This is a genomic window from Mediterraneibacter torques (assembly GCF_044591705.1).
Classification (GTDB): Bacteria; Bacillota; Clostridia; order Lachnospirales; family Lachnospiraceae; genus Mediterraneibacter; species Mediterraneibacter torques.
This window is the reverse complement of sequence record NZ_CP172594.1, coordinates 381,151-406,122: the sequence shown is the minus strand read 5'-3', so window position 1 is coordinate 406,122 and position 24,972 is coordinate 381,151. Positions and strand designations below refer to the sequence as shown.

Genomic DNA, 24,972 nt, shown 5'->3' with positions numbered 1-24,972 from the left:
TACCTCCTAATTCAAGTCAATTATAAAGATTTCTAACTCTTTATATGTCTATCACTAAAAGTTACAATAACAATTTATCAATCAACTGTGCCTATTTTGTGACTATTTTCCAAAGGATTCATTAACTCCCTTATAAAATCCTTAACAAATTATGAAAGAAACCATCAATTTATCACCCCATATCCCATTATAGAACTGTAATCTACTGCATAATTTCTCTGCCGTACCTGATCACTGGAATTTCCCTCAATCGTGTAAACTCTTCCACCTTCACACTTTTCTACTATTCCTACATGATCCGATGTTCCATCATGATCCCAGTCAAAAAAGATGATCATTCCAGCTGTCGGAGTTGTTCCGCCACTCTGCCACTTATTCTTTCCCTGAAACCAGGACACTCCATCACTGCACAATGAGAATTTAGGAACATTCCCACTTGCAATCAGACCGCTCTGATCCGCACACCAGCTTACAAAACAGGCACACCATTCTACCCGACTGTCAAATCCGTACCAGCTCCAGAACTTCTGACCGCCACTGTTTCCAAGCTGCCCCATTGCAACCGACACAATCTGCTGATTACCAAACAAACCAGCAAACAGGCTGCCACCGGAATAATACCGCATCACATGGGGAACGTATTGGGGATCTCCGTAACTGCTCCATCCATGCGAAGCTGCCTGTTCCTGTGAAAACTGCAATGCATTGGCTTCTGTATAACCGCCTCTTTGCAATGCCCATCCTATGTAGCCATTTCCATAGTTATATCCCTGCCATGCAAGTTTCAGCTTGTCCAGATCCTGTGGACTGCTGCATCCTGCCTGTCTGATACAGTCTGCAAAGGTCTGTACTCCAACCTCTATCGAATAATCCGGATCAGTAATAGAACCAGGAGTGTGTGGGAATCTTGTATTATATGGACTTTCCGAACACTGCATCGGGTCTGTTCCCCTGCCTCCAGATTCCTGCATCATGATGGCCTGTATCGCAGACACATATTCCGGAATGCCGTATTGGGATGCATACTGCTGTATCACAGAAGTATACGCAAGCACTTCTTCACTTAGGGATTCGGAGCTTTCCGAACTACTGCTGAAAGCTGCTCCTGCAATGATTCCCACAATCAGAATAAATACCAGAAGAAATGCACCACCTCCGGCAGCAATCCATTTTCCCATTTTTTCAAGAGCTACTACCCCTTTTTGAATCGCTGCTGTAATTCCCTGTACGGATAACTTTGAACCCTTTCCAGTTACCTGAAAGACTGCTTTTCCACTTTCTGCCGATGCCTGTGCCGATTTTCTTGCCATCTGGACTACTCTTGCTTTCTGCATCGCCTGAAGGCTCTTTTCCACCTGCTGTTTCTGCATGGATGCCTGTGTCTTTATTTTCTCCTGAGACAGACCGGATACTTTTACCACTCTCGGTGCTGCTTTCACCTGCCGTTTACCATTCTCCTTGGCAAGTGCCGCCTGCTCCGGTTTCAGCTTGATTAATTTTTTTCCGCTTTCTGCCCCCTGCTCCATTGCTTCTTCAGCGGCTTTCGCTTCTTCCTGTCTGCTTTTTCTTTCCTTTATCTTCCTGTAGGTCACTCCGGCAAGTTTTTTTCCACCTCGATATGTGGTTTTTCCTATGGTTCTTCCTGCCACACTCGCCGCCCTGTACTGTACGGATTCTATTTTTTCAGTTCCATATTGTGTTGGGGAGTCTGACTGCCCACTGCTTTTCTCATGTAGTTCCCTTGGCTTTTCTTTTGCCTCCAGTACCGTCTGGCGAACCAGCTCTTTCGGAAGCCGGGCAGCCGGATTTCGAATCTTCGGATTCTTATCCCTTACCCGTTCCTTGATATCTCTCATCCGGTCACCCTCTTTCCGTATCTCTTATCTCATCGGGCAACATCCCGATGTTTCTTTTTTTCCTGCTGTTTCTGCAACTGCTCCAACTGTCTGATTGCTTCATTTGCCAGTGGATGCTCGTTGTAATATGGCACAAGTTCCAAATCCCCCCTGTCTTTTGATGACAACGGTAATGGATATTCCATGTCTGAATAAATTGATTCTGGATCATGGATAGAAAACTCAATAGCCGGACACATATTGGCAGATGTTCTACAATACTTCTGGTACTTTTTATATGCCTCTTCCAGCGTTCTGCATTTTGTATATTCTCCTAAATCATGGAACTCACCGCACTCTGCAGCATAAAAAGTTATCGTTACTTCTTCTTTTTTCTTCATTATGATTCTCCCGGTTTTGTTGTCATTAGTTTATAAAGGTCTGTATTCTTTGGAAATGTATTCTCAAATGGTACGATATTCCCAGAGCAACGGATCAGACCACTGCCGACCGATACATTTGTAATATAGGACAGTTGGTTTTCGGAAATATTCAAAAGAGTTGCCAGTTCTTCCCTGTCTGTACTTGCCTGATTCAAAAGAATCAAAAACTCACTGTTTGCCAACATCAGTCTTGCAGTGTCCGATTTCAGAAGTTCCTCAACATTTTGGGTTAAACCTGTCACGAATCCATTGTATTTTCTGATTCTCTTGTACAGTCGGTAGAAGAAATTTGCACTGTATTCATAGCGAAATAACAAATAAAACTCATCGGCAAATATCCATGTCGTTTTTCCTTCTTTCCAGTTCTGAATTACCCTGTTGAAAATACTGTCTAAGGTAACCAGCATTCCCAGTGGCATCAGCTGTTCCCCCAGTTCCCGGATATCATAATCCATGATCCTGTTCTTCTTATTCACATTGGTCGGCTGTGCAAAGGTGTTCAGGCTTCCATTGATAAAAAGTTCGGATGATAATGCCAGTCCTCTTGCCTCTTCTTCCGGCTGTAACATCAGCTGTCGGTACATATCTTTCAATGTCGGAACTTCTCCGGTATAACCACTTCGGATATAATCCCGGTACACATCTGCAGCACAGCGATCCAGGATTGACTTTTCTTTTGCTGACAGATTTCCTGCTCCAACCAACTGTTCGAACACAGACAGGATAAACTCCGATTTTTCAATCAGTGGATTCTTTTCATTGCCGTAGGCTGCGTCCATATCCATTGCATTCAGGTGATTGTCTGATGTCGCAGATACTTTTACAACCTGTCCACCAAGAGCCTCTACTAATTTTGTGAATTCGGACTCCGGATCAAGAATCAGGATATCGTCATCGGTACTCAATGCCAGATGCACAATCTCTTCTTTTGCCGAAAAGCTCTTTCCTGATCCACTGACGCCCAACCGGAAACTGTTTCCATTCATCAGTTTCTTCCGGTCGGCTACCAGAAGGTTCTTGCTGACTGCATTCTGCCCATAATAGATACCTCCCGGCTGCAGGATTTCCTGTGTATGGAACGGGATTAAAACAGCCGTTGATTCCGTTGTCAGTGTACGCAGCGCATTGAGCTTTCGCAGTCCGTAAGGAAGCACTGTATTGAGTCCGTCCACTTGCTGCCACTTTAATGTTGACATCTGGCACAGATGCTTTCTTGCCACCGACAGGAGCAGTTCTGTATCGGAATCCAGTTGCTTTTTACTGTCTGCCAGATGTACCATCGTCAGAATTCCAAACATCATCCGCTGGTCTCTGGTTGTCAGATCATCCAGCATTTCTTTCGTTTCTTTCCTCTGCAACTCCATATCGTATGGGACGATAGCTGAAAAGTTATTGTTTGCGTTCTGCCTTCTCTGCCAGTTGGTCACGTTGGTTTCCACACCAAGCAGTCGGTTCTGGATTTCCCTTACTGCTTCATCCGTAGGGACTGGCAGGATGTCAATCGACAACATCAGATTCCGGCTGAAGTCACACAGTTCTGAAATCATGTCATCTTTGACATAACTTGCATAATCCTGCATATACAGGACTCTTCCGTACCTGTCACCGATTTTAAAATGGTCACGTTCAAATTCCATAGAATCCGGACACATCCAGTCCTTGAAACTTGTTCCCTTCTTGGCAAATTGTTTCAGATCAAACGGAAATGCCTGTGGGACATCTCCCTTAAAGAAGTCCCTGAAAATCTGGAGCCGGCTCTCTGCGTCCAGTCCTTCTGCTGTGGATGATAACTTTGCCAGATGTGTTACGATGTCTGTTCCGATACGTGCAAAATAGGTTCTTGCATCATCAATCGATCTTTTATGTACACTGACAGTCAGATACCGTTCCTGATAGATGCTGTTGTTTGTTCCTGTAATCTTAGACAGGAGCATTTCGTTGTATTCTTCCCGATAGTGGTCCAGTCCATCTTCCTTCATTGGAAGCAGGATTGATTTTTCAAATTCTTCTTTATTGATTCTCCGGTTATTGATGGTAATTTTGGCAGAAATACCGGAATCCAGTGAATTTAAGAGTTCGGAATAATCCAGAAACATTTCTGTCTTATTGTCCTTACTCGCAATATAATAGTTGATATCTGTAAAACGATATGTTTTTGAGAATTTCGTTCCCTGTTGAAAAATTCCATCCGGCCAGATTCGCTGGATGGGAATTGCCTGTTGGACGGATTTCGGAACTTTGAAGCGTTCCTTATCCATCCGAAGTGCCTGACTTAAGGTTTTAATCAAAGGCATCACTCCTTCCCTTGCGTTTCTTTCTCTGTTTTGCTTCTGCTTTTTGCTCCCGCTCTTTTATGATTTCCGCTCCATCCTTTTGATTCTTTTCTCCCAGCGAGATGGTCTCCTGCATGCAGGAGTAGTAGATATCTTCCGACTGAAACACCAGTTTCTTCGGATACAGCAATTCGGATTTGATCACTGCCCATAAAAACTGTTCGGCTGTCATACCATGATATTTGAAGAAGCCACAGGCAGCAAATGGAGCAGCACCAAGCACACACAGCCATCCGGTTATTTCCTGTCCGGTAATATCACGCATTCCAAAGTAAATTCCGATTGCTGTAAGAATCGCAAGAACAGAACACACACATTGTCTCAGGTCCAGTCCCATAAACATGGATTCCTGATAGTCCCTGATTTCTTTGTTCATCTTTACTTCCATAAATTATCGTTCCTCTCCCCTGTTTTGTTTCTTCGTTTTCTGTGGTTTTTCTTTCGGTACTTCTATCCCAGCAAATCTACAGTGTTCCGCAACGCCTTCCGGATCAAATTCCGCAAGTCTTGCTAGATCAAACGCTACCTTCTGATAGGTTGCATATCCTGATCTTCCTGTTTCATTCAACACTTTTCCAAGTTTATGTTCCTTGATAAAATGAAGCATATCCTTGGTAAAATCTCCTGTTATAAAAGCCTCATTTGGCTCTAAGAACTGATAGGGCAGATTAATGGTTACATCTCCAAAATCTTCCCAGTCTCTCCCTTCCTTATGGCAGAGTCCTACATATAAATTTCCATTGTTCCGATAAGAGCTCACTCGTATCGCTACTGTCTCACGTCCGAATTCCCAGTTATATCTTAATGTTTTCTTTGTATCCATATTTTTAACCTCCAAGTCCCATCATTTCTCTGACAATACGGTCAGATGCCTTAATTGCTCCAACCAGCACCAGTAAATTGAATACCAGCTCTCCTACATAGTTCCACACGATTGTAACTGCACTCAGCTCCGTATCTCCGACTGCCGGAGGACTTGCCGCATAAGCAGAAAAGATAATACACGCCAGTGCAATAATTGCCCCTTCCAGACACACGCCTATATATGAACGGATAAAGTTCTTTCCGATGGACTGCGTGGGTTCTCCTGCAAACGAGGAAATCGGAATCGGGGCGATTGCTGTATACATATAGATTTTGAACATTCTGCCATACACTGTCAGAATCATTACAAATGACAATACAGTAATCAGCAGACTGCCAAGCAGTGTGACAATCCACAACGGAATGGATTCCAGCATTCCCACGCTCTCAATCTTATCTACAATCTCCGTTGGCAGTTCCGTCACGCTTCCTGCCATACTGGAGCCACTCATTACGGTTGTCACGATTCCCTGCACAATGGAAAACAGTGCCTGCATAAGTTCCATCCCGTATGTAATTGCTCCCTGAGCAAGTGCAAACCGGATAAATGCTTTTAGCACATGTTCCGGCTTTTTCAGATCTGTAAAACTGCCACACGTTTTTATGATTCCGGCTGCAAAAAATAACACCAGTAATCCATAGGCAATGGCTGTCAGTGTATCATTGATATTGGTCATAATCCGCCAGATGCCGCCACCCTTAAAAGTTGCCGGATTTTCAGTCAGCAGAGTCCACAGTTCTGCCATCTTTTCACTCCATGTGGATAGTGCTGAGTTTAGATTCTGTACAATCCAGTTATCACTCAAAAACTCTCACCTCCCTGAACATATTTTTGAATGCAGGAGTACCTTCCGGCACTCCTGCTGTCTCCTGATATACTTTTTCAAAGAGGCTTACGCCATAATCAGATCCAGGATTTCTTTGGCGAACGTAATAATTACCCCTCCGGCCAGTGTCAGAAATCCATTTGCCCTCTGGCTTGGATCATGGCTTTTTAAAGACAGACCAACCTGCACAACACCAAATCCAAGCAAAATCAAACCGATCGCACGAATCAGGGAAAAAATAAAAGTAGACAGGTTATTGATAACGGACAGCGGATCTCCGGCTGCGAATGCGGTCGTTGCTCCGACCGTTACGGTCAGTACCAGTGCCATATAAAGACTCATCCACTTTTTCTGTTTTCTCCCCATCGGCATCGGGGTTGTCATTTTTTCAGTTGTATTCTTTTTTGTTCTATTCTTTTCTCCTGTGAGAAATTTCTTCAATACACATCACTCCCATCCATCAAAAAACTGCTATTCACCAAGAATGTCCTCGGTAGACAGCAGTTCGTAGTCGTCTAATCTGTTAATGTCAATCTTTAGGTCGTCGTGAGCCAGTGGTATTTTCGCATAATCATAAGGCGATGCACCACCGTCCTCTGTGTATCTGAAATTCACATGCTTTTTTAAATCATATTTATCGTCCATGATCGGACGCTCCCCACGAATAAACAAAATCGCTTTGCGGTTATCTAAAAGCCGTATTTCATCCGGTGTTAAAAGTTCCCTTCCAGTCTGCTGATAATTCACCGAATAGCTGCCGCTACGCCCTTTTGTCTGTCCGTAGGTATTGGTATCCAATGTCTCTTTTCCCAATAATTCCGAGACATACTTATGTCCTTCTTTTTCATTTCCACCCAGATATAAAAATTCATCGCAGTTACCGATAAGGCTCTCATACGAGTCTTTAAACAAGGCTTTCATCTGTGCGATGTTCTGGATGATGATACTGCAGGAAATCCCTCTGGAACGCATGGTTGCCAGAATCTTGTCAAAATCATCCGGCAAGGCTACGTTTGGCCATTCATCCATAATACAGTGTACCGGAATCGGAAGCCTTCCTCCGTACTTCCGGTCTGCCACATAATACAGTGTCTGAAACAGATTGCTGTAAATCATGCCGACCAGATAATTCATACTGGTGTCCGCATCTGGAATACAGCAAAACAGTGCCACTTTTTTCTCCCCGATACTGTATAAGTCCAGTTCGTCTGTACAGGTCAGATTGGCGATCTGTTTCAGATTGAACGCTGCCAGACGGACACCAACAGAAATCAAAATAGATTTCGCAGTCTTGCCGGCCGCCTGCTTATAAATGGCATACTGCTTGACCGCAATACTCTCCGGGTCCCGCATTTCCAGTCTTTCAAACAAAATGTCCAATGGGGACTGGTAATCCTCATCATCTTCTTTGACCTGAGCGCTTCCAAGCATTTCCATGATCATCGGAAAGTTCTGTTCTTCCGGTGGAGCCTCATGCAGCAAATACAGCATAAGTGCCTGTAAAAGTGCAGTCTCGGACTTCTCCCAGAACGGGTCTGAACTCTGCGCTCCCTTCGGTGTTGTGTTGCGGATCAGGTTATTGATCAGCTTCAGTACATCCTTATCATCCCGGACATACGCAAACGGATTATAACACCAGGAAGTCTCCGGATTGATCAAATCAAAAACCCGGACTTCATATCCATTCCGTTCCAGAACACCTCCGGTTTTACGCAAAAGTTCTGCCTTGGGATCAGTAATCACCATCGAACAGTTGCACTGCATGATGTTTGGGATTGCATACGTCCGGCTCTTTCCAGCTCCTGAACCTCCGACTACCAGCACATTTAGGTTTCGTTTGTGCTTATAGCCGTCCAGTCCCATACGGAAATGCTGTGTTAAAAGCAGATTCTGCGTGTATTGTTTTTCGCAGTAACGTCTGCAGATTTCGGACACGTTGCCCCATTTTGCGGAACCATGTTCCACACCTCTTCTATAATTTCTTTTTTGGGATTCATAAATACCAATGCCTAAGAAATAGGCTGCTGTGAATATCAGAATACATTTGAACGTATACGGTGTATACGTGATAAAAAACGGCTGTTCGAGTTTTTCGCTCAGCATTTCTAAGATTTGAATAAAATTCTTATCCGGTGCAATGGCACAAGCGGTAATCGCTGCCGCCCACCAGACAAATGGCAGAAAGACAAGATACAGAACCCAGTCCTGCTTTTTTGTACTTATCTCTGCAAGTCAGATTCTCTTTTCTTTCGTGGCTTTTCTTCTGGATGTCCCTGTCCTTCTTTCTTATGAAAGGAATCCACTCCCGGTATCAGTGAGAGACTTCTGCCGTTGTCCCAACTGATGCCGAGCTGACCCGCATCATCCACATACTGCACAGTTCCTTCCAGTCCCTGCGGCATATCCGCTTCTCCGTCCATCGAATCCAGACAGATTCTTGTTCCTGCCGGATACTGTTCTCTAAGTCGTGCCACTTTTTCTCTTGAATAAATGACCAATCAACCACTCCTTTCTCTACCAGAACATGTGTCTGGTGGTATTCGGTTTTGCAACCTGAAGGATGACTTTATCTATTCCGTCACTGTATCTTCCGGCTGCAAGATATTTACTTCTGAGTCTGTTCAGTGCCTTACGGATCTGCCTCTGTTCCCCGGCTGTAATCTGCAGCCGTTTCTGGGCGAGGTCGTATTCACTTACTTTTTTCAGAAGAGCTTTCGTTTCTTCCAAACATTCGTCCTGCTCATTCTGTGCCTGCAGCTCATCATTCAGTGCCACCACGAACATATTTTTCATAATGTTATCCATCTTCAAATAGTATTTTGTCATCTGGCTGACCTCCTTTTTTTGTTACACCAACCATATCACAAGACCTCCGTAATAGCTACTCCAACCGTCCAACTTTTTCACTTTTATCGTTCCGGCTGGTTCTTTGCTTTTTTCTCTTTTCCGGATGCTTTTTCATCCTTGGTTTCCGGTGTTTTTACAGGGTCTCCGATTGCGAACTCATCGGTTACATACTCCTGTTCCTTTGCACCAAAATTGCGTTCGATATGGTTTCGGATACTGTAGGAAGCCTGACGGACATCATTTAAAAAGTCTCTCAGTTCCTGCGGATCTTTCTTTCCACATTCATTCCTCTGTGCAATATACTCCAGATTGAATCCGGTAACATCTACACCATAACGTTTCGCAATCACATAGGCAGCACAATAAGCCTGTGCGCTGACTTTCTGTCGGCTGTAGGTTCCGGTATGCTGATCCATCGCTGCACACGCCAGTTCTCTGTTCAGTGCATGGAATGTCGTTACTTCACTCATTCCGTTGCGGATATAGATGGTACGATATCTTGGATTGTACTGGGCCTGCACTTTGTCTGGCAGATTATCCTCAATCTGCACACGTACCGACTGGTCTTTTAAGGCAGCTCCTACCAGTTCTGTCAGGCTTCGCTGAGGGCGTTCTTCCAATGGCTTCCCTGTCATCTGGCTGATGTCAAATCCTTTTCCGATCGTATACCCTCTCCGCATTTCTCCATCTTTTTCATATTCAGTGGAAATCATATAAGTAATGCCATGCTCCCCTGCTTTTACCGAACGGTGTTCTTCTCTCCAGCGTTCATAAGACCTTACCACCTTAAAATCCGGATGCTGTCCATAGATCAAAAGCAGATTCGGTGTTCTCTGTGTATTACACTCTGCCATAAAATCCAGAAAACCTTTCAGTTTTTCTCCATCCTGAAAAACTCCCTGTGCCTGTGAATCTACTTCAGCCCATACCTCTTCTCTTTCCTGCTGTTTTTTGGCTGCATATTCTTCTTTCGTCAATTTCTGTTCAGGAATCGGCTGTTCTTCCGTTCCACCTGAAATCATATCTGTTAAATCCATATACATTACCTGCCTTTCGTTTTCATATTCTTGCGTTTCTTCCTGCTCTCTCTGGCATTTTTCCGTCTGTCCGGCCGTTTACGTTTCTCTTCCTGCTCCTTGCGGATATCTCCGAGTTCTTTCCGCACAGATGGTTTTTCATTCTTTTCTTTCCAGCTAGTTTCCCGATCGGAAGAAGTATTTCTGTTGCGCGAGAAAGGTTCGGATGGATTCTTTTCTTCCCCTTCCTGCGCCTGTGTAAAATTTCCTTCCGGGAAAGCCTCATCCCCGATCTGGAACATTTCTTCCGCATCGTCCAGTTCAAATTCTATCTTGCCTTCCGGCAGGACAACGGTCTCTGTCCGTACATTCTCCCTTGATTCTTTTTCCATCTGGTTTTCTGTCTTTTCCGGTGCAGTCTCTTTTTCCACTGCTTCTGTAACCATAGAACCTGATTCTGCTTTTACAAAATCCAGATTCATCCGGTCTAATACCCGGTTCATCTTCGCGGCATCATCTGCAAATACCATGACCTCTGTCTGGTCCGGATTCACCTTATCTTTGATGACTACATATAAGATACCTCTCGCCTTGGCTTCTTTTGCAAATTCTTTTAAACGGTCACCCGGAACGGTAAAAAATTTCATCGGGCGCTGTTCCTTTAACATTCTGGTAAGCCTTGTTTTCCCTCTTGTCTTTTTCTGATCCTTTAATGCGGCCGCAATAAAGATTGCCACGTGCTTTGCCACATTTCCGGTAATCTTCAAAGAGTATTCCATTCCTTCCAGACTGTACCGCACCACCTGATCAGCCGGTTCTGCTCCATAATTCATACTTATCTCACCTCCTGACTCTTCTGCATTCTTTCTTTATCTTCCACACGTTTTTCATTCTGGCTCTGTTCTTCTGCTTTCTGAAGTTTCGCTTCGATTTCCAAGGAATGTTTCTCAATCTGAACGGTCATACGAACTTCCTTACGGAGTCGCTTCAATTCCTCATTGATTTCGGACAATCGTTCTTCCCCCGTCTTGCTGCCCCCATTCCGATACAATCTTCTGCGTTCTTTCATAAGTTCCGCAATCTGCTTTTGCAATGGCTCTCGGTATGCGGCAAGCTGCTCTCTGGTTATGATGTCATGTTTCATTAGAAATTCAATCTGTTCAATCCTGCGGTTCCAGTTTCCGGATATCCTCTCTGACAGCGTATGGACTCCTTTTCGGTCTTTTTGGCAGTACCCCCATTTGATATAAATAGGAATAATACAGTGCCTGAATCCCGGTCAGTTTCTTTTTGGGATGAATCTGTACTGCCTTTTGATAGACTCGTTTCACCTTGGGCTGTAGTATCTGCCCACGTATTTCCTCTTCAGAATAATTTTTTCCAAGGGAACGCAGACGAATATACCGCTCCATTCCCGGAGCTTTTAAAGAAATGTATTTCCTGTTCAGTTTCCATGTATAACCCCGCTTTTCCATCTCTTTTAGGAATTGTGACCAGGAGTAGCTTTCCTGTACCGATTCCCTGATATCCAAACGGATCGCCGTTCTCCATGTCGGCTTTCCTTCCTGTTCTGCTTTCCACTGTACATAAGGGATTGATTTTTTCTGATTGGATTCAATGATAGACAGACCATATTTTCTGCACAGGTCATCGGAAATCTTACGGATCTCCGTATAATAACTCTTGGCATTACTATGGTACTTATGTCCGTCCACCATGCTTACAGAATTCCAGACAATATGATTGTGATAGTGTCTGGTATTAAGATGTGTTGTTATGACGACTTCAAATTGTCCTTTTAAGAGCCGGTCTGCCAATTCCTGCCCGATGAGATGTGCCAGTTCCGGTGTCACTTCACCTTCTGCAAAACTCTGTACCAGATGGTATCCTTCTACACCGCCCATCTTATGGAATCTCTTTTTCGTTGCCAGCATATCTTCATACGCATTTTCATTGGTACATCCGATGGTATCTTCGAAGACCGCCTGTTCCGTCTTGGTCCGATTCATGGCATAATCGATGGCAGCCTCCAGAGAGTCCGCTTTCTGTGTGGTTTTTTCTTTATCTTTCACATATTCGATAGAACGGTCCAGGCGGTGGACGGGGATAACACTTGTATAAGCCATCCGGCATTACCACTCTTCCTTTACCAGATGCCATGTTTCTTTGGTAAGCCGCAGCATTTCCTGAATACTCTGCTCGCTTGCCATACCAGAAGCATTGGCAACATGTGCAAGCTGATTGGCATTGTTGCATAAGCCTGCAATCTTTCGGAGCAATTCGGGATGATGCTCACAGGGTTTTGCATGAACCTGCGCTCCTAAAATCAACGAACGCATAAACTCTTCCCGGCTCAGACCGCTTCTTTCGACCTGCTCATTCAGTTCCCTGACTTCCCTTGCATTAAGCCGTACCGGGATCACATGGTTTCGTTTTCGCATTGCATCACCGTCCCTTCTTTTTTCTCTTCCTCTTTCATCATACCGCCAAGATCCTCATCGGATTTTTTCGCTGCAACCATGCAACAGGTCACTATCACTCCTATAAATCCTCCGCTCATCAATGCGATTACAATCATTACTCCATTTCTTAACATGACTTGATCCTTCCTTTCCATTTCCGTCTGTGTCCGGGGGATTGGGGTTCTCCCCAAAGTGCGTTTGGATATCCAAACGCTATGCTTGCAAAACGAGTACCGCCAGTTTCTGTAGCACCGGATTGACTCGATTCTGATTTATTTTGATTCTTTTATCTGTACCAGTCCATCAAGTGTCGTACAAATGATATGGAGTCTGTCTGCCATACTGATTTCGGTATTCATTGTTCCTGTCACTTCTTTCCCACATACGACTACCATCCGGCATCTCCGTAAAAGGATATGGGACATTCTTCCATATCCCTGCATATCTTCTGCATCAGACTCTTCCAAGAATGGTGAGAATACAAATCTCGGACAGATTGGTACATACCCAAGTTCATAGATTTTTCTGCAATATTTCTGCACTTTTACCCGGCTTTCTTCTGCTGAACAGCACACATAAGCCAGCGCCTGTTCCATACGCTCCATCTCCTTCCTGCATCCAGTTGGATGCCACTCATTTTCTCTATAAAAAACAAGATGTCCAATTGGACATCCCGGCTACTTTTCATCCTCTTTCTGCTCTGCTTCTAATGCAATTTTCACTCTGTCACTTCCCAGTTTGTAGTAGGCATCTGTTACCTCAATTCCCACTGCACGATAACCTGTCATAACCGCTGCAAGGACAGTTGTTCCTGCTCCGACAAACGGGTCCAGGATCAGCCCTCTCGGTTCACAAATCTGGATAACATCTTTCATAAGCTGCAACGGTTTCTCTGTCACATGAATCCGGTTCTGCGGATTGCCATATCGGAAGACGCCCGGCAGACAAGATACCGGACGGTTGATCGGCATCGTTCGGTTCTGCCCCACACAATATATTCAGCCTGCTGGCGGAAACGGCCTTTCTGTGGACGGGAGTTTCCCTTATCCCACACCGCTGTTCCTCGCCAGATCCATCCTGCCCACTGCAATGCATCGGTAATCGATGGATACTGACGCCAGTCAATGAACAGACAGATCGGAGCACCTTTCTTGCAGGCTTTCCGCACATCATAGAGCCATTCAGCCATCCAGTGCGTCCAAGATCTCTGGTCTTTGTTATCCCCATCGAAATCCGGAAGTGCATTGGCAGCACTCATACTGCTGTATTTCTGATTTGTAGTACGATTTCTTTCATTCTGTTTTGTTCCACCGGATGCATACGGCGGATCGGTAATAACTGCATCAAAGATTCCCGGCTGGAATGCTTTGACCAGTTTTAATGTATCTCCATGTAATATTTTCCAGTTTTCCCCTTCAGTATATTCCTCCGGGTATGTTCCCTCTTTCATAAGTTCTTCCAAACTCAGGCCATTTGTCATAGGCATCATCCTTTCTTTTCTCAGCGTTCCGGCTGATTTTTCTTCTTTGTCTTTTTATTTTCTTTGGGCGGCGGACTCAACTCAGTTTCTACATATTCGCTGATAATCAAAAGTGCTTTGTAATAGTCCCCACTTTCCAATACCCTTTTACGCATTTCTTTTGCTTCTGCTGTCTGTTTATTCTTTTTCAAAAGAGTTGAGGCATCGCCCATAATGGAAAAAATATTCCCATCATGTCCAAGGAGCTGTAACTTGGGACGTTGTTTCTCAGGCTTTGTCGGAATCTGCTCTGTTTTCTTTTCATACATTTTCGGCTGTTCCATATTAGGATGCCAAAAATGCACATTCATCGTTCCACCATCTACCTTGATATCCCTCTGTTCAAATCCTTCACCCCACCCGTCACTGTACTGCCCTGTAATGTATTCGGTGAATTCCTGTAGTTCTTCCTGACTTAAAAATTCATTTAATTCCAGTTTGGTACAGCCGTACAGGATTCCGTCTTTGTTTTCTATCGTAACAACTGCACTTTGTATCTTTTCCTGAATGGACTCACTTCCGTCAAAATACTGCATGAGATCATCTTCCCCATAGCGTTCCAGTTCTTCTCGGATGACTTCTTCATAATCGGCAAGTTCTGTTCCATCTAATGGCATTCCATATTCATCACTCTCCGACCACTCTTCTTCCCATTCGGATTCTTCTGAATAAAGATTTCCAGTCAGCTCCGTCAACAGATGTACGTGCATCGTTCCTTTTTCTTCCATTCTCTATCACCTTCTTTCTAATGGTCTGTCCCTGCATTTATTTGTCTGCTTTTTTTCTTTCGCAAGGTCTGCATAATCTGCCCCTTCTTTTTCCGGCAGATTGCAAATAATCTGATACGTTCCCTCGTAATGTTTTTTCATCTGTTCTTTCGCCCATCTCCCGGCAAAGTCATTATCGGTGCAGATTTCAATTTCTTTGATTTCCGGATGGTTCTTCAGAAACTCTTCCAGTGCATCCGGCAGCTTTTTAAAACGTTCACTCTGTATCTGTGTGTTTTCTTTCGGAGCAGCGATTCCTCCAAGGGAAAGACGATATTTATCCCTCTTTCCTTCTTCCAGTGTCATGTGGGCCAGTGCATCAATACACGCTTCATATACGACAACTCGTTTTGTTTCTCTTTCCGGTGGAATGCAAAAGCTGTACTTTTTTTCACTCCCGGTCTGCTCCATCTTGAATCCTTTCCCGTTTTTTTCATAGATTCCTCGCAGGAATGCATATCTTGCTTTTCCGGATTCATCTTTTCCAACAAAAACAGCGTTATGGTACGGGACACTTTCATAAAGGATTTCATGCGAAATGCAATACGTGATCACTTCATCGCTGATTCCTCTGTGGTTTAAATAAGCCCTGATTCGTCTGCAATTACAATATCTCTCCGGCAGCTTAAAGGGTGGTTTTTCCTTTTTCGCAGACTGTGTCGGAATAAAAGACGGACTCTCTTCGCACAACAGTTTTACGGCATCTGTAAATTTCATTCCATCTACTTCAATCAGGAACCGCAGTGCGGACACGCCACCGATATCTCTGGATTTCCAATGCCATTTGCTGGACAGTTCATTGATTTTAAAACTGTCATGATCCGTCAACTGCCATTCATTTCTGGTCCTTGTCTTTTGCAGTCTCTGTGCCTGATGCGTTCGCAAATACTCATACGCAGTCATATTCTTTGCTGCCTGAATCTCTTCTTCCGTTACCCAGGGCATTACAGAATGGTATCCTGAAGAGCCAGTACCTTATCGGTTCGCTCCCAAGGAAACTCCTTTCTTCCAAAGTGTCCAAAAACTGCGGTCTGACGGAAAATCGGACGGTTCAGCCGGAGAGATTCCATGATCTGGACAGGTGTCACTCCAAACACCAGAGGGATTGCTGCCGCCAGACAATCATCCGCACACACTTTTCCTGTACCAAAGGTGTCTACCTCAATCATAACCGGCTCTGCTACTCCGATTGCATAAGCCAAAGACACCTGACACTTGCTTGCAAACTCAGCAGCTACTATATTTTTGGCGATATACCTTGCCATATAAGCTGCCGAACGGTCTACTTTCGAACAGTCTTTTCCCGAAAATGCACCGCCGCCATGCGGAACCATACTGCCATAAGTATCCACCATCAGCTTTCTTCCGGTCAGTCCGGTATCTGCATCAAATCCTCCGCACACAAATTTTCCTGACGGATTGATCAGAATCTTCGTATCCTCATCCGGCGGCAGTAATCTGAGTGCTGAGCGAAGCACTTTCTCTCTGATCTCGGCATCTAACTTCTTCAGGTTCTTTTCTGCACCATGCTGGCAGGAAACAACAACACTTTCCAGTCTCACTGGTTTTCCATCTTCATATTCTACGGTTACCTGTGCTTTTCCATCCGAAAAGATATCTTTGATATATCCGCTTCTTCTGCAAGCCGAAAGTTCACGTGTGATCCGGTGTGCCAGAACAGTCGGCATTGGCATAAGCTGCGGAGTATCATCACACGCATATCCGACCATAACACCCTGATCTCCAGCTCCCCTGCTTCTATCTCTTAATTTTGCGCCGATATTATCCCGAAATTCTTTCGACACACTCACTGCTTTCGCAATATCTGGACTCTGCTGGTGTACAAACGTATCCATTTCTATCCCATCTGTACAATATCCACACTCTTCTAAAACTTTTCGGATCACATCAAACACTGGTGGTTCATATCCGCTGGTGATTTCTCCTGCTACAAACACATTTCCTCTTGTAGCAAGGACTTCACACGCCACTCTCGAAGATGGATCGTAACGCAGACATTCATCTAAGATTGCATCTGCTATCTGATCGCATACTTTATCCGGGTGTCCTTCTGTTACTGATTCTGCTGTATAAAAACGTCTCATCTTTCTTCTCCTTATCTACAGACAGGGCAGGCGCTGCCTTATGAACATCTCCTGCCCTGTCAGATTGGTTTATCCTGTAATTTTTATTTTATTTTACTTCTGTTTCTTCTTTGTTGTCTGTCATTTTTGACTTCTTTCTGCGGTATACAGTCACTCCTGTAGCTGTTCCGGCAGATGCCAGTGCAAGCAGAACAAACGGCCATACTTTCTGGTTATCACCTGTTTTTGGTGCATTTGTTTTTTCTGTTGTTTTCTCCGGTGTTCTGGCATCTTTCATTTCTACTTTCTGGACTTCCATTGTATCTTTCAATGTGAATGTAACATCTTCCGCAATCTCGTAACCATCCGGCGCTGTGATCTCACGCAGAGTAAGTTCTTCATTGACCGGGAGCTTTGCAACGGAATGTGGCTTTCCATCCGTAATCCACTCTTCCAAAACAGTTCCATCTTTGCGGATGATCTGAAGCTTTGCCCCTTCCAGTTCTTTTCCGGTTGTTAGGTCTGTTTTTGAAATTTCCACTTTGGAATATTCGTCTTTCATCTCAACCTTTGTCACACTTCCATCTTCTTTGACTTCAAACGTCACATCGCTGGCAGACACATAGCCATCTTCATAAGGAGCCAGTTCCTCATGTAAGGTATAACTTCCTTCCGGCAGTCCGTAAATGACATGTTCTTCCTTCGTACTAATCCACTCTTCCACAACAGTTCCGTCTTTATCAATGACCTGCAGTTTTGCTCCTTCCAGCTCATTTCCGGTTGTTGCATCTGTTTTGGTAATACGTGTTTCTGTCGGCTGATTCTCAACTTCTTTGTTCAGTTCAATCTTTGCAAGATTCTGATTTTCATAGGTTGCATCTACATTCCATACTTCTTCATTTGGAAGATATCCGGCTTTTCTGACTTCCTCTTTGACATAGTATTTTCCATGTGGAAGATCACTGTCGAAAGTAAGTGTTCCCTTTGTATCTGTTGCTTTCTTTTCCAGCAGGGTATCTTTCTCTACGAGAACCTCTCCCTGATTAGAAAGAATATCTTCCGCAGCATACAGTCCAAAAATAACACCTTCCAGCTTTTCTCCTGTGACAGAATCCTTCTTTTCTACCGATACGGAAACTTTCTGTCTTTCATTTTTATAGGTAACGCCTTCATAAACGACTGCCTGTGTATCATCCTCTGCTGTCAGGGTAAATTCTTTCTGTTCTGTATTCAGGACAAAATTCTCTCCTGCTACAACCTCTTTCAGATAATACGTTCCCAGTGGCAGATTGTTGATAACTGCTGTTCCATTTTCATCTGTAGTCAGTTTGGCTACCAGATCATCTTTCTCATAACGAACAACTGGATTTCCTTCTTCGTCCTTTGCTCCGTCCGGTGAATAGATGGTATCTTTGGCATATACTTCGAATTCAGCACCTTCTACTCCGGTTTCTTCATATTTAAAGCCTTTATAAATACCTGTTTCTTCTTTACCAGATACGGTATTTCTTACTTTAGAAACCAGTGCTTTTACTTTTGCCAGAACAGAATCTCCGGTTACTTCGGTAAGCTGTTCTCCCTTTTTCGTCAGGAGCAGGCTTCCTACCTGTTCGTCATTTTTCTGTTCTACTTCTACAATCGCAGCTCCTGTATCCGGATCAATCTGATGTGCAGTGTTTGAGGATACTGTAATTACAATACCATTCTGTGGATTTTCTTTATATGTTCCTTTTGTAGTCTGCTCTAATGGTGAAATAATCGTTGTTCCATCATACAGGGACTCTTCGCTTCCCTGTCTTACAAATCCTTCCGGTGCTTTTACTTCTTCGATTCGATAGGTAGCGCACTTCAGTTCCTGCGGTGTGATCAGATATCCTTCCTCATTTGTTTTGAATACACTGATCTTTTCTTTCTTCGGATACTGAACAACCTGTTCCACATATTTCTTATTTGTCACATCGTAAATCTTATAAGAGGCTCCGGCCTTTAAAACCGTATTTCCAGTCTGTGCATCCTTCTTTACGATTTTCAACAAAAATTCAAACGGACGGTCATCAAATACTCTCCACTGCATTGGTTCTCTGCTGTCATTTTCCACATTTACAACAAATGGATCAATGGTTTTCAGATTCTCCGGGGTAGTGCTTTCCACTACAACATAACTTCCATACGGCAGTTCCGGGCTGACTGCATATCCTTTGGTATCAGTGATCAGTTCCGGTACTGGTACGGCGGTTCCATTCTCATAAGTAACTGCAACCTGCTCTTTGCTGAAGTCATAATTCTTGAAATCACTTGCTGTATAGCTTTCTCCATTGGACGGTTTCAGTTTCCCATTTTTCACCTGTGTCAGGTCGCTGATCAGATATACCTTAAATCTTGCTCCTGCAACCAGGTCCGTTTCTGTCTGCTCTCCATCTTCACTGATTTTGATTAACTGGAATGCCTGTTTCTTTACCTGCTCTTTTACCGTAAGGTCTCTTGTCACTTCGGCAACATCCTGACCTTCATAAGTTACTGATACCTCATATTTGGTAGTATCCAGTGTATATCCTTCCGGTGGAGTGATTTCTTTTAGATACATTTCTCCAAGGTATAATTCTGAAAATTCCAGTGTTCCGTCATCTCCGATGACTCCCTGTGCAATCAGGCTGTCCTGTTTATACAGAACTCCTGTTGTGCCATCCGGATGCACGATGTCCTCTTTGGCATAAAGACCATACACCGCACCACGAAGAGCACTGTCCCCCTGCGCTTTAAATGCAAGTGTTTCTTTATCGATCTTTGCGATTTTTACTTTTCCGGTGACTCTCTCATCTGTTGCTGTTACATTCAATGTCTTTCCGGCTGCAACATCTACTTTATATACTTCTGTATTCAGTTTATATCCTGTCGGAGCAGTGATCTCTTTTACATACACAGTTTTCAGTGCAGAATCAAAATAATCGCTGACTGCTTTTCCATCTCTTCCGGTTGCTGACATTGTCATCAGCAGGTTTTCACACTTCTTATCAGTATAAATACCATAAACTGCTCCTGACAGTAGATTCTGTGTATTGACATCTTTCTTCATAAGTTCAATGCGTGTCATATTCAGCCACTGTACACTAAAACTTACCGGAGCTGCTGTTTCACTTTCAAATACACCGATATCCTGCTTGGAATTTCCGGTTGTCAGCACCAGTGTTCTCCATGTCTTTCCGACAGAACCATATAAGTTGCCGGAAGCATAACTGCCTGTCAGTAATAAATCCGCAGACAGATAGAATGTATCTCCACCATAAATCTGGATTTTTCCATTTGTAACACTTGTTCCTTTGGAAAGATTATGTGCTGTCACATTTTCCGGTACACTCAATGTCACATAGTTTCTGTGATCTCCAGACAGTGTGATATTTGGTGTTTTCTGGATGTTTCCATCCCGTACTGCATTCAGCTTTGTGCTTGAAAGGCTCAGTTCACCTTTTGGCGGTTCTTCCTGTCCAAACAGATAATTGATATATGCGATAACCCCTGCATTTACAAGGTCATTATAATTACACCCTGTAAATCCGGCTTCTCCTGCATAAGCGTAGCTGGCTGCAATGTGTGTATACACATACTTTTCATCTTCCGTTTTTCCAGACAGATAACTTCCTGTCAGATCTCCTGCCCCGCCATAACCATAATAAAGGACTTTCTGTAGATTTTTATTGCTGTCCAGTACCTGTGCTACATAACTTCCACTCGGTGGGGATGCTTTCTGGGACTGAAGGCAGTATGCAATTTTCCCATTGACTGTAAACAGGCAAGTAAGATAATTTCCAATATAACTTGGATAATAAATAGTTCTCCCCTTTGTCAATGTAACTGTGGAACCGCTGCTTGTAGCTCTTTCAGCCGCAGACAATACCATCACATTTCCCTCTTCGATGTCCTCTTTCAGTTCTTTGACTGCCTGTGCAGATGCATCTTCTTCGGATGTTTCAATTTCTACATCTGTGTAGTTCTGCACAGGCGAATCCGAATCATCTTCAGATTCTGTATCTGACTTCTGTTTCTCTCCACCATTTTCTTCAGAATGTGCCTGACCTTCTGTATCCGTCAGAGTCACTTTCCGGGTGATGGTATAGCTGTCACTCTTATCTTTTGGAACGACCATATAAGTGGCAATATATGTTCCTGCTTTGTCAGAATGATACTCTCCACCATTCTCATCTTTGATACTTACAAGCGTAACATCTTCTTTTTCTGCATCATAATGGATTCCTTCCATACAGGTTTCCACCGCAAATGTTTCATCCGAAACCGCTTTTGTGATATCATCTGCTGTAACCGATGTATCTTTCTGGCTTGTTACCGCCTGTACTTCCGTCTGCTGTTCCGAGCCTGTCTGTTCGACCGCAAACGCATTTACACTGCTCAAGGTACTGATGCCCATCAGGACAGCCAGTCCAAAAGCAGCTATTCTGGTCTTTAATTTTCTAACCTTCATGTGCTTTTCCTTCCTAATTATAAATAGATTTTTTTAATTAAATACCGCAGAAGATGTTTCCTCTGCGGTACGTTTTATCTTGTATATCGATTTTTTTCTTTTTTCACTTCCTGTCTGGTACGCTTCACCGCTTTCATGACAGAATCTGTTGGAATCTGGTTATCCTTATATCCTTCCAGAATTCCATCCAGATAAAACTTCGATGGTCTTGCCGGAACATCTTTGTGCGGAGCGTTCATCATATATACAAACACCTCTTTCTCCACTCCATCCTGATTTTTTACCTGAATCGATTCTTTCCCATAAAAACTTGGGAATCCTTCATAGAAATCCAGACTCTTCTCACACGCTTCTGTGATTTTCCATAAAACTCCTTCGACACAGCTTCCCTTTTCCGGCAGTACCGTTGCTACTCCGTTACCCGGAGCCTTTCCTCGAAATGCCAGCCGATAATCTTCAAGCCGGACATTTTCCACAACTTCCGCAGCCGGACACCTGTACTTCATCTGCTCCAGATTCATGTTGCTGCCATAAGCGAAGTAATATCTATCTTCCATTTTTTCTCACCTCTATCTGACTCCTTCTGTCCTTTGATTTTTCTTCAAACACTCATACGTGCTTTTATCATATCTCCACGCAAGATCACCATCCAGATTTGCCAGCAAATGTTTTCGGACATTTTTATATTCGTCTCCAATTAACCCAAGTCTCAATAAAAATGTACGAAATGTAAATGCTGGATTTTCTGATATCAGTGTCTTTTTCATCTGTGTCGATCTCTGATTGATCGCCTGTGCGGAAATGGCTAATGCCAGAGTAATATTTGCTCTTACCTTTCCTGCATGAAGTGTGCTTTCAAAACAGCGCCATTCCAAAGTTCCTTTTGAAAACACAGCATGAAGATTCAGAGCATAATAACGGGTATGATCATAATGGGTATGACTTCCATCCCTGCCTCCATACCAGACATTTCTTACTCGGTCCATTGTGATTGATTTATTTGGTATTTTTCGGATTTTCTCCAATACCTCCGGTCGCACCCTCTGACAATAACTATTTGCTCTTCTCTCCTGCACTTTCAGTGCTTTGAACAGAATATCTTCCTTTGCATACATAATTGTCAGTGCATTTTTCAGACTCTGCGGTGTATGATTCGATGCATCTACATGAACATGCTGACCACAGGACTCATTTACAAAACCGCCATGCTGTCGCAGACATCGTACTACTTCCTGTAACTTACCCATTTCATCATAGGATAATTTCGGAGATACCATTTCTGTTGAATATTCTCCACCTGCGTCTACAATTCGACCGTATACTTTTCGTTGTGTATAAATGCTCCCATCAGACATAAATTTCCACTTTTTTCCTTCCAAATCTATCACTGACCAGACTCCATAAGTAGTGCCGTCATAATATGCTTCTGTTCCAAACATTTCAGCAACAACTTCTGCAGCACGTTGTCTGGTAATTCCTGTCATCTCGATTTCTGTGCCAAAGTATTGGTCTTTTATACCGATCATGCCTAATGGATTCCTTTCTCAGACACTTCCTGTGTGTTGAGTTCGGAGTCTGCCTTTTGTAACAATCTGCCAATTGCCTCGATAACATTGACAGTTACTCCGTTTCCAGCCTGTTTATAAAGCTGTGCGTCAGAAGTGCTGTCTATGATCTTATCAATCTGCCAGTCGTAATAACCCTGCAGTCGCAGACATTCCCTCGGAACTAACCTTCTTATTCTGCCGTGATACAAGATGCCATGACGATCGGTTGCAGTAATTGTAAACATCGGTTCTTCGGGTTCTTTCATACGTCTGCCGTTCTGACGAACATTCTCTTTTGCTGGTGTTAAGACTGCTCTTGCTCCATCCTCTGCTAATACACCAGAACATTCTCCTTTGTATTTGTGGACACCGCATTGTCTGGTATTCAGGCTTCTGCATTCTTCCGTTACCACCGGCGGAGGTGAAAGATCGACAAAGTGCAGCGTTCCCTGTTGAACACCTGTTGTCAGGGTATGTGCGATCTGGTGTCCGACTCTTCCTCTCCTGCTGTTGAGATTCGCATAGCCTAAATCGATGCTGTCACCCTCTCTTGCAAGTTTGTAGCCGAGCTTTGTATTTTCTTTAATTGGAACACCCACATCATATAATCCTGTCTTTCCACCCATTCCTCCGGCTTGTGATGTCAGGGTACAGCTTAATCCTTTGGGACTGTAGACTCTTTTTCCCTGACTTCCTGCCCGGATTTGAACAAGAGCTGCTCCATTTGTTTCTGGTTCAGGTAATACTTTTCCGGCACATCGGAAATCAAGATATCCGACAATATACACCCGCTTTCTTGCTTGGGGGACTCCGAAATCCTTGCTGTTAAGCACTTTCCATTCGACATGATACCCCAGTTCAGAAAGCGTACTGAGGATGGTGCAAAACGTCCGGCCTTTGTCATGCGATAACAAACCGGGAACATTTTCAAGGATAAAATACGATGGTCTTTTAGCTTCAAGAATCCGGGCAATTTCAAAAAAGAGAGTTCCTCTTGCGTCAGCAAATCCTTCTCGCTTTCCGGCGATAGAGAATGCCTGGCAAGGAAATCCTGCACAGAGTAAATCAAAATCTGGCATTCGTTCTGGTTCAATTGTTCTTGCATCACTACAATACCACTCCCCTTCTGTGTCAAACAGCAATCGGTAGTTCTTATCCGCATAAGTATCCACCTCGCAATGTCCGACACAGACAAAGTTTCCTGCCCGTCTTAAGCCTTCACGGAATCCCCCGATTCCGCTAAAGAGATCAAAAAATTGAATGGTTGCGGCTATCAACCTCCTTTTTGCTGATAAAAACAGGCGGCATGATTTCTCATACCGCCCTTCGTTATTCTGTATCAATTGGTTACCATTCTGTTGGTTCTTCTGTTTTGGTTTCTTCTTCCAGATCAGTTTCTCTTTCTGGTTCAGTTTCCTCTTCCGGTTCGCTGTCCCCTTCTGGTTCGTTTTCCTCTTTCGGTTCACTCTCCCCTTCTGGTTCGTTTTCCTCTTTCGGTTCGCTCTCTCCATCTGGTTCGCTTTCCTCTTCTGGTTCGCTGTCCCTTTCCGGCTCAGTGCTTTCTTCCGGTTGTGTTTCTTCTGTTCCCAATTCTCCAATTGTCTGTTCGGATTCTTCAGGCTGATCTTTGCTTTGCCATTCGGCCTCTGCCTTTTCCAGTGCTTCTTCTATAATCTGAATTAAGAAGTCTTTCTGTTTCATGTGTTTCTTTCCGATGACTACTTTTAATCTCTGGAATAATTCCTCTGATACCTGTACTGCTACTGTTCTTACTGCTCCCATGCTTATTTCTCCTTTTCCTTCCAGTCTGTTGAAATGTTCTTCAATGACCTGTTGTAAAAATTTTTGTGTGCTGCTTTCTGTGAGTTCAATCTCTTCTCTTACTTTCTCATGTAAGTCCATCGGGATCTTTCCGCAGATATTTTTCATTTCTGCCATAACCTTTCTCCTTTCT

Annotated in this window: 23 protein-coding genes and 2 pseudogenes; all 25 read right to left on the bottom strand. The window is 43.7% G+C overall.

The annotated features are described in order from the left end of the window. Positions 1–164: 164 nt before the first annotated feature. The 25 genes and pseudogenes from ACH9UM_RS01845 to ACH9UM_RS01725 all read right to left on the bottom strand — a co-directional run bounded on the left by ACH9UM_RS01845 (position 165) and on the right by ACH9UM_RS01725 (position 24,956). Positions 165–1,856: a lysozyme family protein gene (locus ACH9UM_RS01845; RefSeq protein ID WP_015513339.1), complete on the bottom strand. Its 1,692-nt coding sequence runs from the start codon at positions 1,854–1,856 to the stop codon at positions 165–167. A 29-nt stretch (positions 1,857–1,885) separates the two neighbouring features. Continuing rightward, the gene (locus ACH9UM_RS01840) at positions 1,886–2,236 is read right to left on the bottom strand and encodes a hypothetical protein (protein WP_015513338.1); all 351 of its coding nucleotides are present in this window, start codon (positions 2,234–2,236) and stop codon (positions 1,886–1,888) included. Then, a complete protein-coding gene (locus tag ACH9UM_RS01835; RefSeq protein WP_117538059.1) occupies positions 2,236–4,572 on the bottom strand; it encodes a VirB4-like conjugal transfer ATPase, CD1110 family in 2,337 nt (778 codons plus the stop codon). Before ACH9UM_RS01835 ends, ACH9UM_RS01840 begins: the two co-directional genes overlap by 1 nt. Further along, the gene (locus ACH9UM_RS01830) at positions 4,559–4,999 is read right to left on the bottom strand and encodes a PrgI family protein (protein WP_023923453.1); all 441 of its coding nucleotides are present in this window, start codon (positions 4,997–4,999) and stop codon (positions 4,559–4,561) included. The genes ACH9UM_RS01835 and ACH9UM_RS01830 overlap by 14 nt, the downstream gene beginning before the upstream one ends. Positions 5,000–5,002: 3 nt before the next feature. Beyond that, on the bottom strand, positions 5,003–5,434 hold the full coding sequence (locus ACH9UM_RS01825; RefSeq protein ID WP_055215240.1) for a DUF4313 domain-containing protein: 432 nt from the start codon (positions 5,432–5,434) through the stop codon (positions 5,003–5,005). 4 nt (positions 5,435–5,438) lie between these two features. After that, the gene (locus tag ACH9UM_RS01820; RefSeq protein WP_172676580.1) at positions 5,439–6,281 is read right to left on the bottom strand and encodes a hypothetical protein; all 843 of its coding nucleotides are present in this window, start codon (positions 6,279–6,281) and stop codon (positions 5,439–5,441) included. Positions 6,282–6,368: 87 nt separating this feature from the next. Beyond that, positions 6,369–6,686 (bottom strand): hypothetical protein, encoded by a 318-nt coding sequence (locus ACH9UM_RS01815; protein WP_006426976.1) that lies wholly within the window; start codon positions 6,684–6,686, stop codon positions 6,369–6,371. Between the two features lie 87 nt (positions 6,687–6,773). Continuing rightward, on the bottom strand, positions 6,774–8,525 hold the full coding sequence (locus ACH9UM_RS01810) for a VirD4-like conjugal transfer protein, CD1115 family (protein ID WP_400092391.1): 1,752 nt from the start codon (positions 8,523–8,525) through the stop codon (positions 6,774–6,776). Then, positions 8,522–8,776, bottom strand: coding sequence for a DUF4314 domain-containing protein (locus ACH9UM_RS01805; protein WP_318299347.1), 255 nt, complete (start codon positions 8,774–8,776; stop codon positions 8,522–8,524). The genes ACH9UM_RS01810 and ACH9UM_RS01805 overlap by 4 nt, the downstream gene beginning before the upstream one ends. Positions 8,777–8,816: 40 nt before the next feature. After that, complete coding sequence (locus tag ACH9UM_RS01800; RefSeq protein ID WP_023923439.1) at positions 8,817–9,128, bottom strand: hypothetical protein; 312 nt, start codon at positions 9,126–9,128, stop codon at positions 8,817–8,819. Positions 9,129–9,211: 83 nt separating this feature from the next. Beyond that, positions 9,212–10,186 (bottom strand): ArdC family protein, encoded by a 975-nt coding sequence (locus ACH9UM_RS01795; protein ID WP_215686502.1) that lies wholly within the window; start codon positions 10,184–10,186, stop codon positions 9,212–9,214. Positions 10,187–10,191: 5 nt separating this feature from the next. Continuing rightward, complete coding sequence (locus tag ACH9UM_RS01790; protein WP_117550166.1) at positions 10,192–10,998, bottom strand: PcfB family protein; 807 nt, start codon at positions 10,996–10,998, stop codon at positions 10,192–10,194. A gap of 2 nt (positions 10,999–11,000) precedes the next feature. Next, a pseudogene (locus tag ACH9UM_RS01785) lies at positions 11,001–12,291 on the bottom strand (relaxase/mobilization nuclease domain-containing protein). Positions 12,292–12,297: 6 nt separating this feature from the next. Beyond that, the gene (locus tag ACH9UM_RS01780) at positions 12,298–12,606 is read right to left on the bottom strand and encodes a plasmid mobilization protein (RefSeq protein ID WP_015513332.1); all 309 of its coding nucleotides are present in this window, start codon (positions 12,604–12,606) and stop codon (positions 12,298–12,300) included. Next, a complete protein-coding gene (locus tag ACH9UM_RS01775) occupies positions 12,585–12,761 on the bottom strand; it encodes a DUF3789 domain-containing protein (RefSeq protein ID WP_015513331.1) in 177 nt (58 codons plus the stop codon). Before ACH9UM_RS01775 ends, ACH9UM_RS01780 begins: the two co-directional genes overlap by 22 nt. Before the next feature lie 138 nt (positions 12,762–12,899). Beyond that, positions 12,900–13,223, bottom strand: a complete 324-nt coding sequence (locus ACH9UM_RS01770; protein WP_015513330.1) for a hypothetical protein — start codon at positions 13,221–13,223, stop codon at positions 12,900–12,902. Between the two features lie 81 nt (positions 13,224–13,304). Next, positions 13,305–14,107 (bottom strand): annotated as a pseudogene (locus ACH9UM_RS01765) (DNA-methyltransferase). A 20-nt stretch (positions 14,108–14,127) separates the two neighbouring features. Next, entirely contained in the window at positions 14,128–14,874 is a 747-nt protein-coding gene (locus ACH9UM_RS01760; RefSeq protein ID WP_007884619.1) for a hypothetical protein, read from the bottom strand. Between the two features lie 6 nt (positions 14,875–14,880). Then, positions 14,881–15,858: a DUF3991 and TOPRIM domain-containing protein gene (locus ACH9UM_RS01755; RefSeq protein ID WP_006426986.1), complete on the bottom strand. Its 978-nt coding sequence runs from the start codon at positions 15,856–15,858 to the stop codon at positions 14,881–14,883. After that, entirely contained in the window at positions 15,858–17,018 is a 1,161-nt protein-coding gene (gene metK, locus ACH9UM_RS01750; protein ID WP_015513328.1) for a methionine adenosyltransferase, read from the bottom strand. The genes ACH9UM_RS01755 and metK overlap by 1 nt, the downstream gene beginning before the upstream one ends. Before the next feature lie 88 nt (positions 17,019–17,106). Continuing rightward, positions 17,107–21,471 (bottom strand): SpaA isopeptide-forming pilin-related protein, encoded by a 4,365-nt coding sequence (locus tag ACH9UM_RS01745; RefSeq protein ID WP_349159733.1) that lies wholly within the window; start codon positions 21,469–21,471, stop codon positions 17,107–17,109. 74 nt (positions 21,472–21,545) lie between these two features. Beyond that, positions 21,546–22,028: a gamma-glutamylcyclotransferase family protein gene (locus ACH9UM_RS01740; protein ID WP_015513326.1), complete on the bottom strand. Its 483-nt coding sequence runs from the start codon at positions 22,026–22,028 to the stop codon at positions 21,546–21,548. 12 nt (positions 22,029–22,040) lie between these two features. Further along, positions 22,041–22,997 (bottom strand): amidoligase family protein, encoded by a 957-nt coding sequence (locus ACH9UM_RS01735; protein ID WP_006426990.1) that lies wholly within the window; start codon positions 22,995–22,997, stop codon positions 22,041–22,043. A gap of 2 nt (positions 22,998–22,999) precedes the next feature. Next, positions 23,000–24,295: a DNA (cytosine-5-)-methyltransferase gene (gene dcm, locus ACH9UM_RS01730; protein ID WP_215686504.1), complete on the bottom strand. Its 1,296-nt coding sequence runs from the start codon at positions 24,293–24,295 to the stop codon at positions 23,000–23,002. Positions 24,296–24,365: 70 nt separating this feature from the next. Then, complete coding sequence (locus ACH9UM_RS01725) at positions 24,366–24,956, bottom strand: hypothetical protein (protein WP_015513324.1); 591 nt, start codon at positions 24,954–24,956, stop codon at positions 24,366–24,368. Positions 24,957–24,972 lie beyond the last annotated feature (16 nt).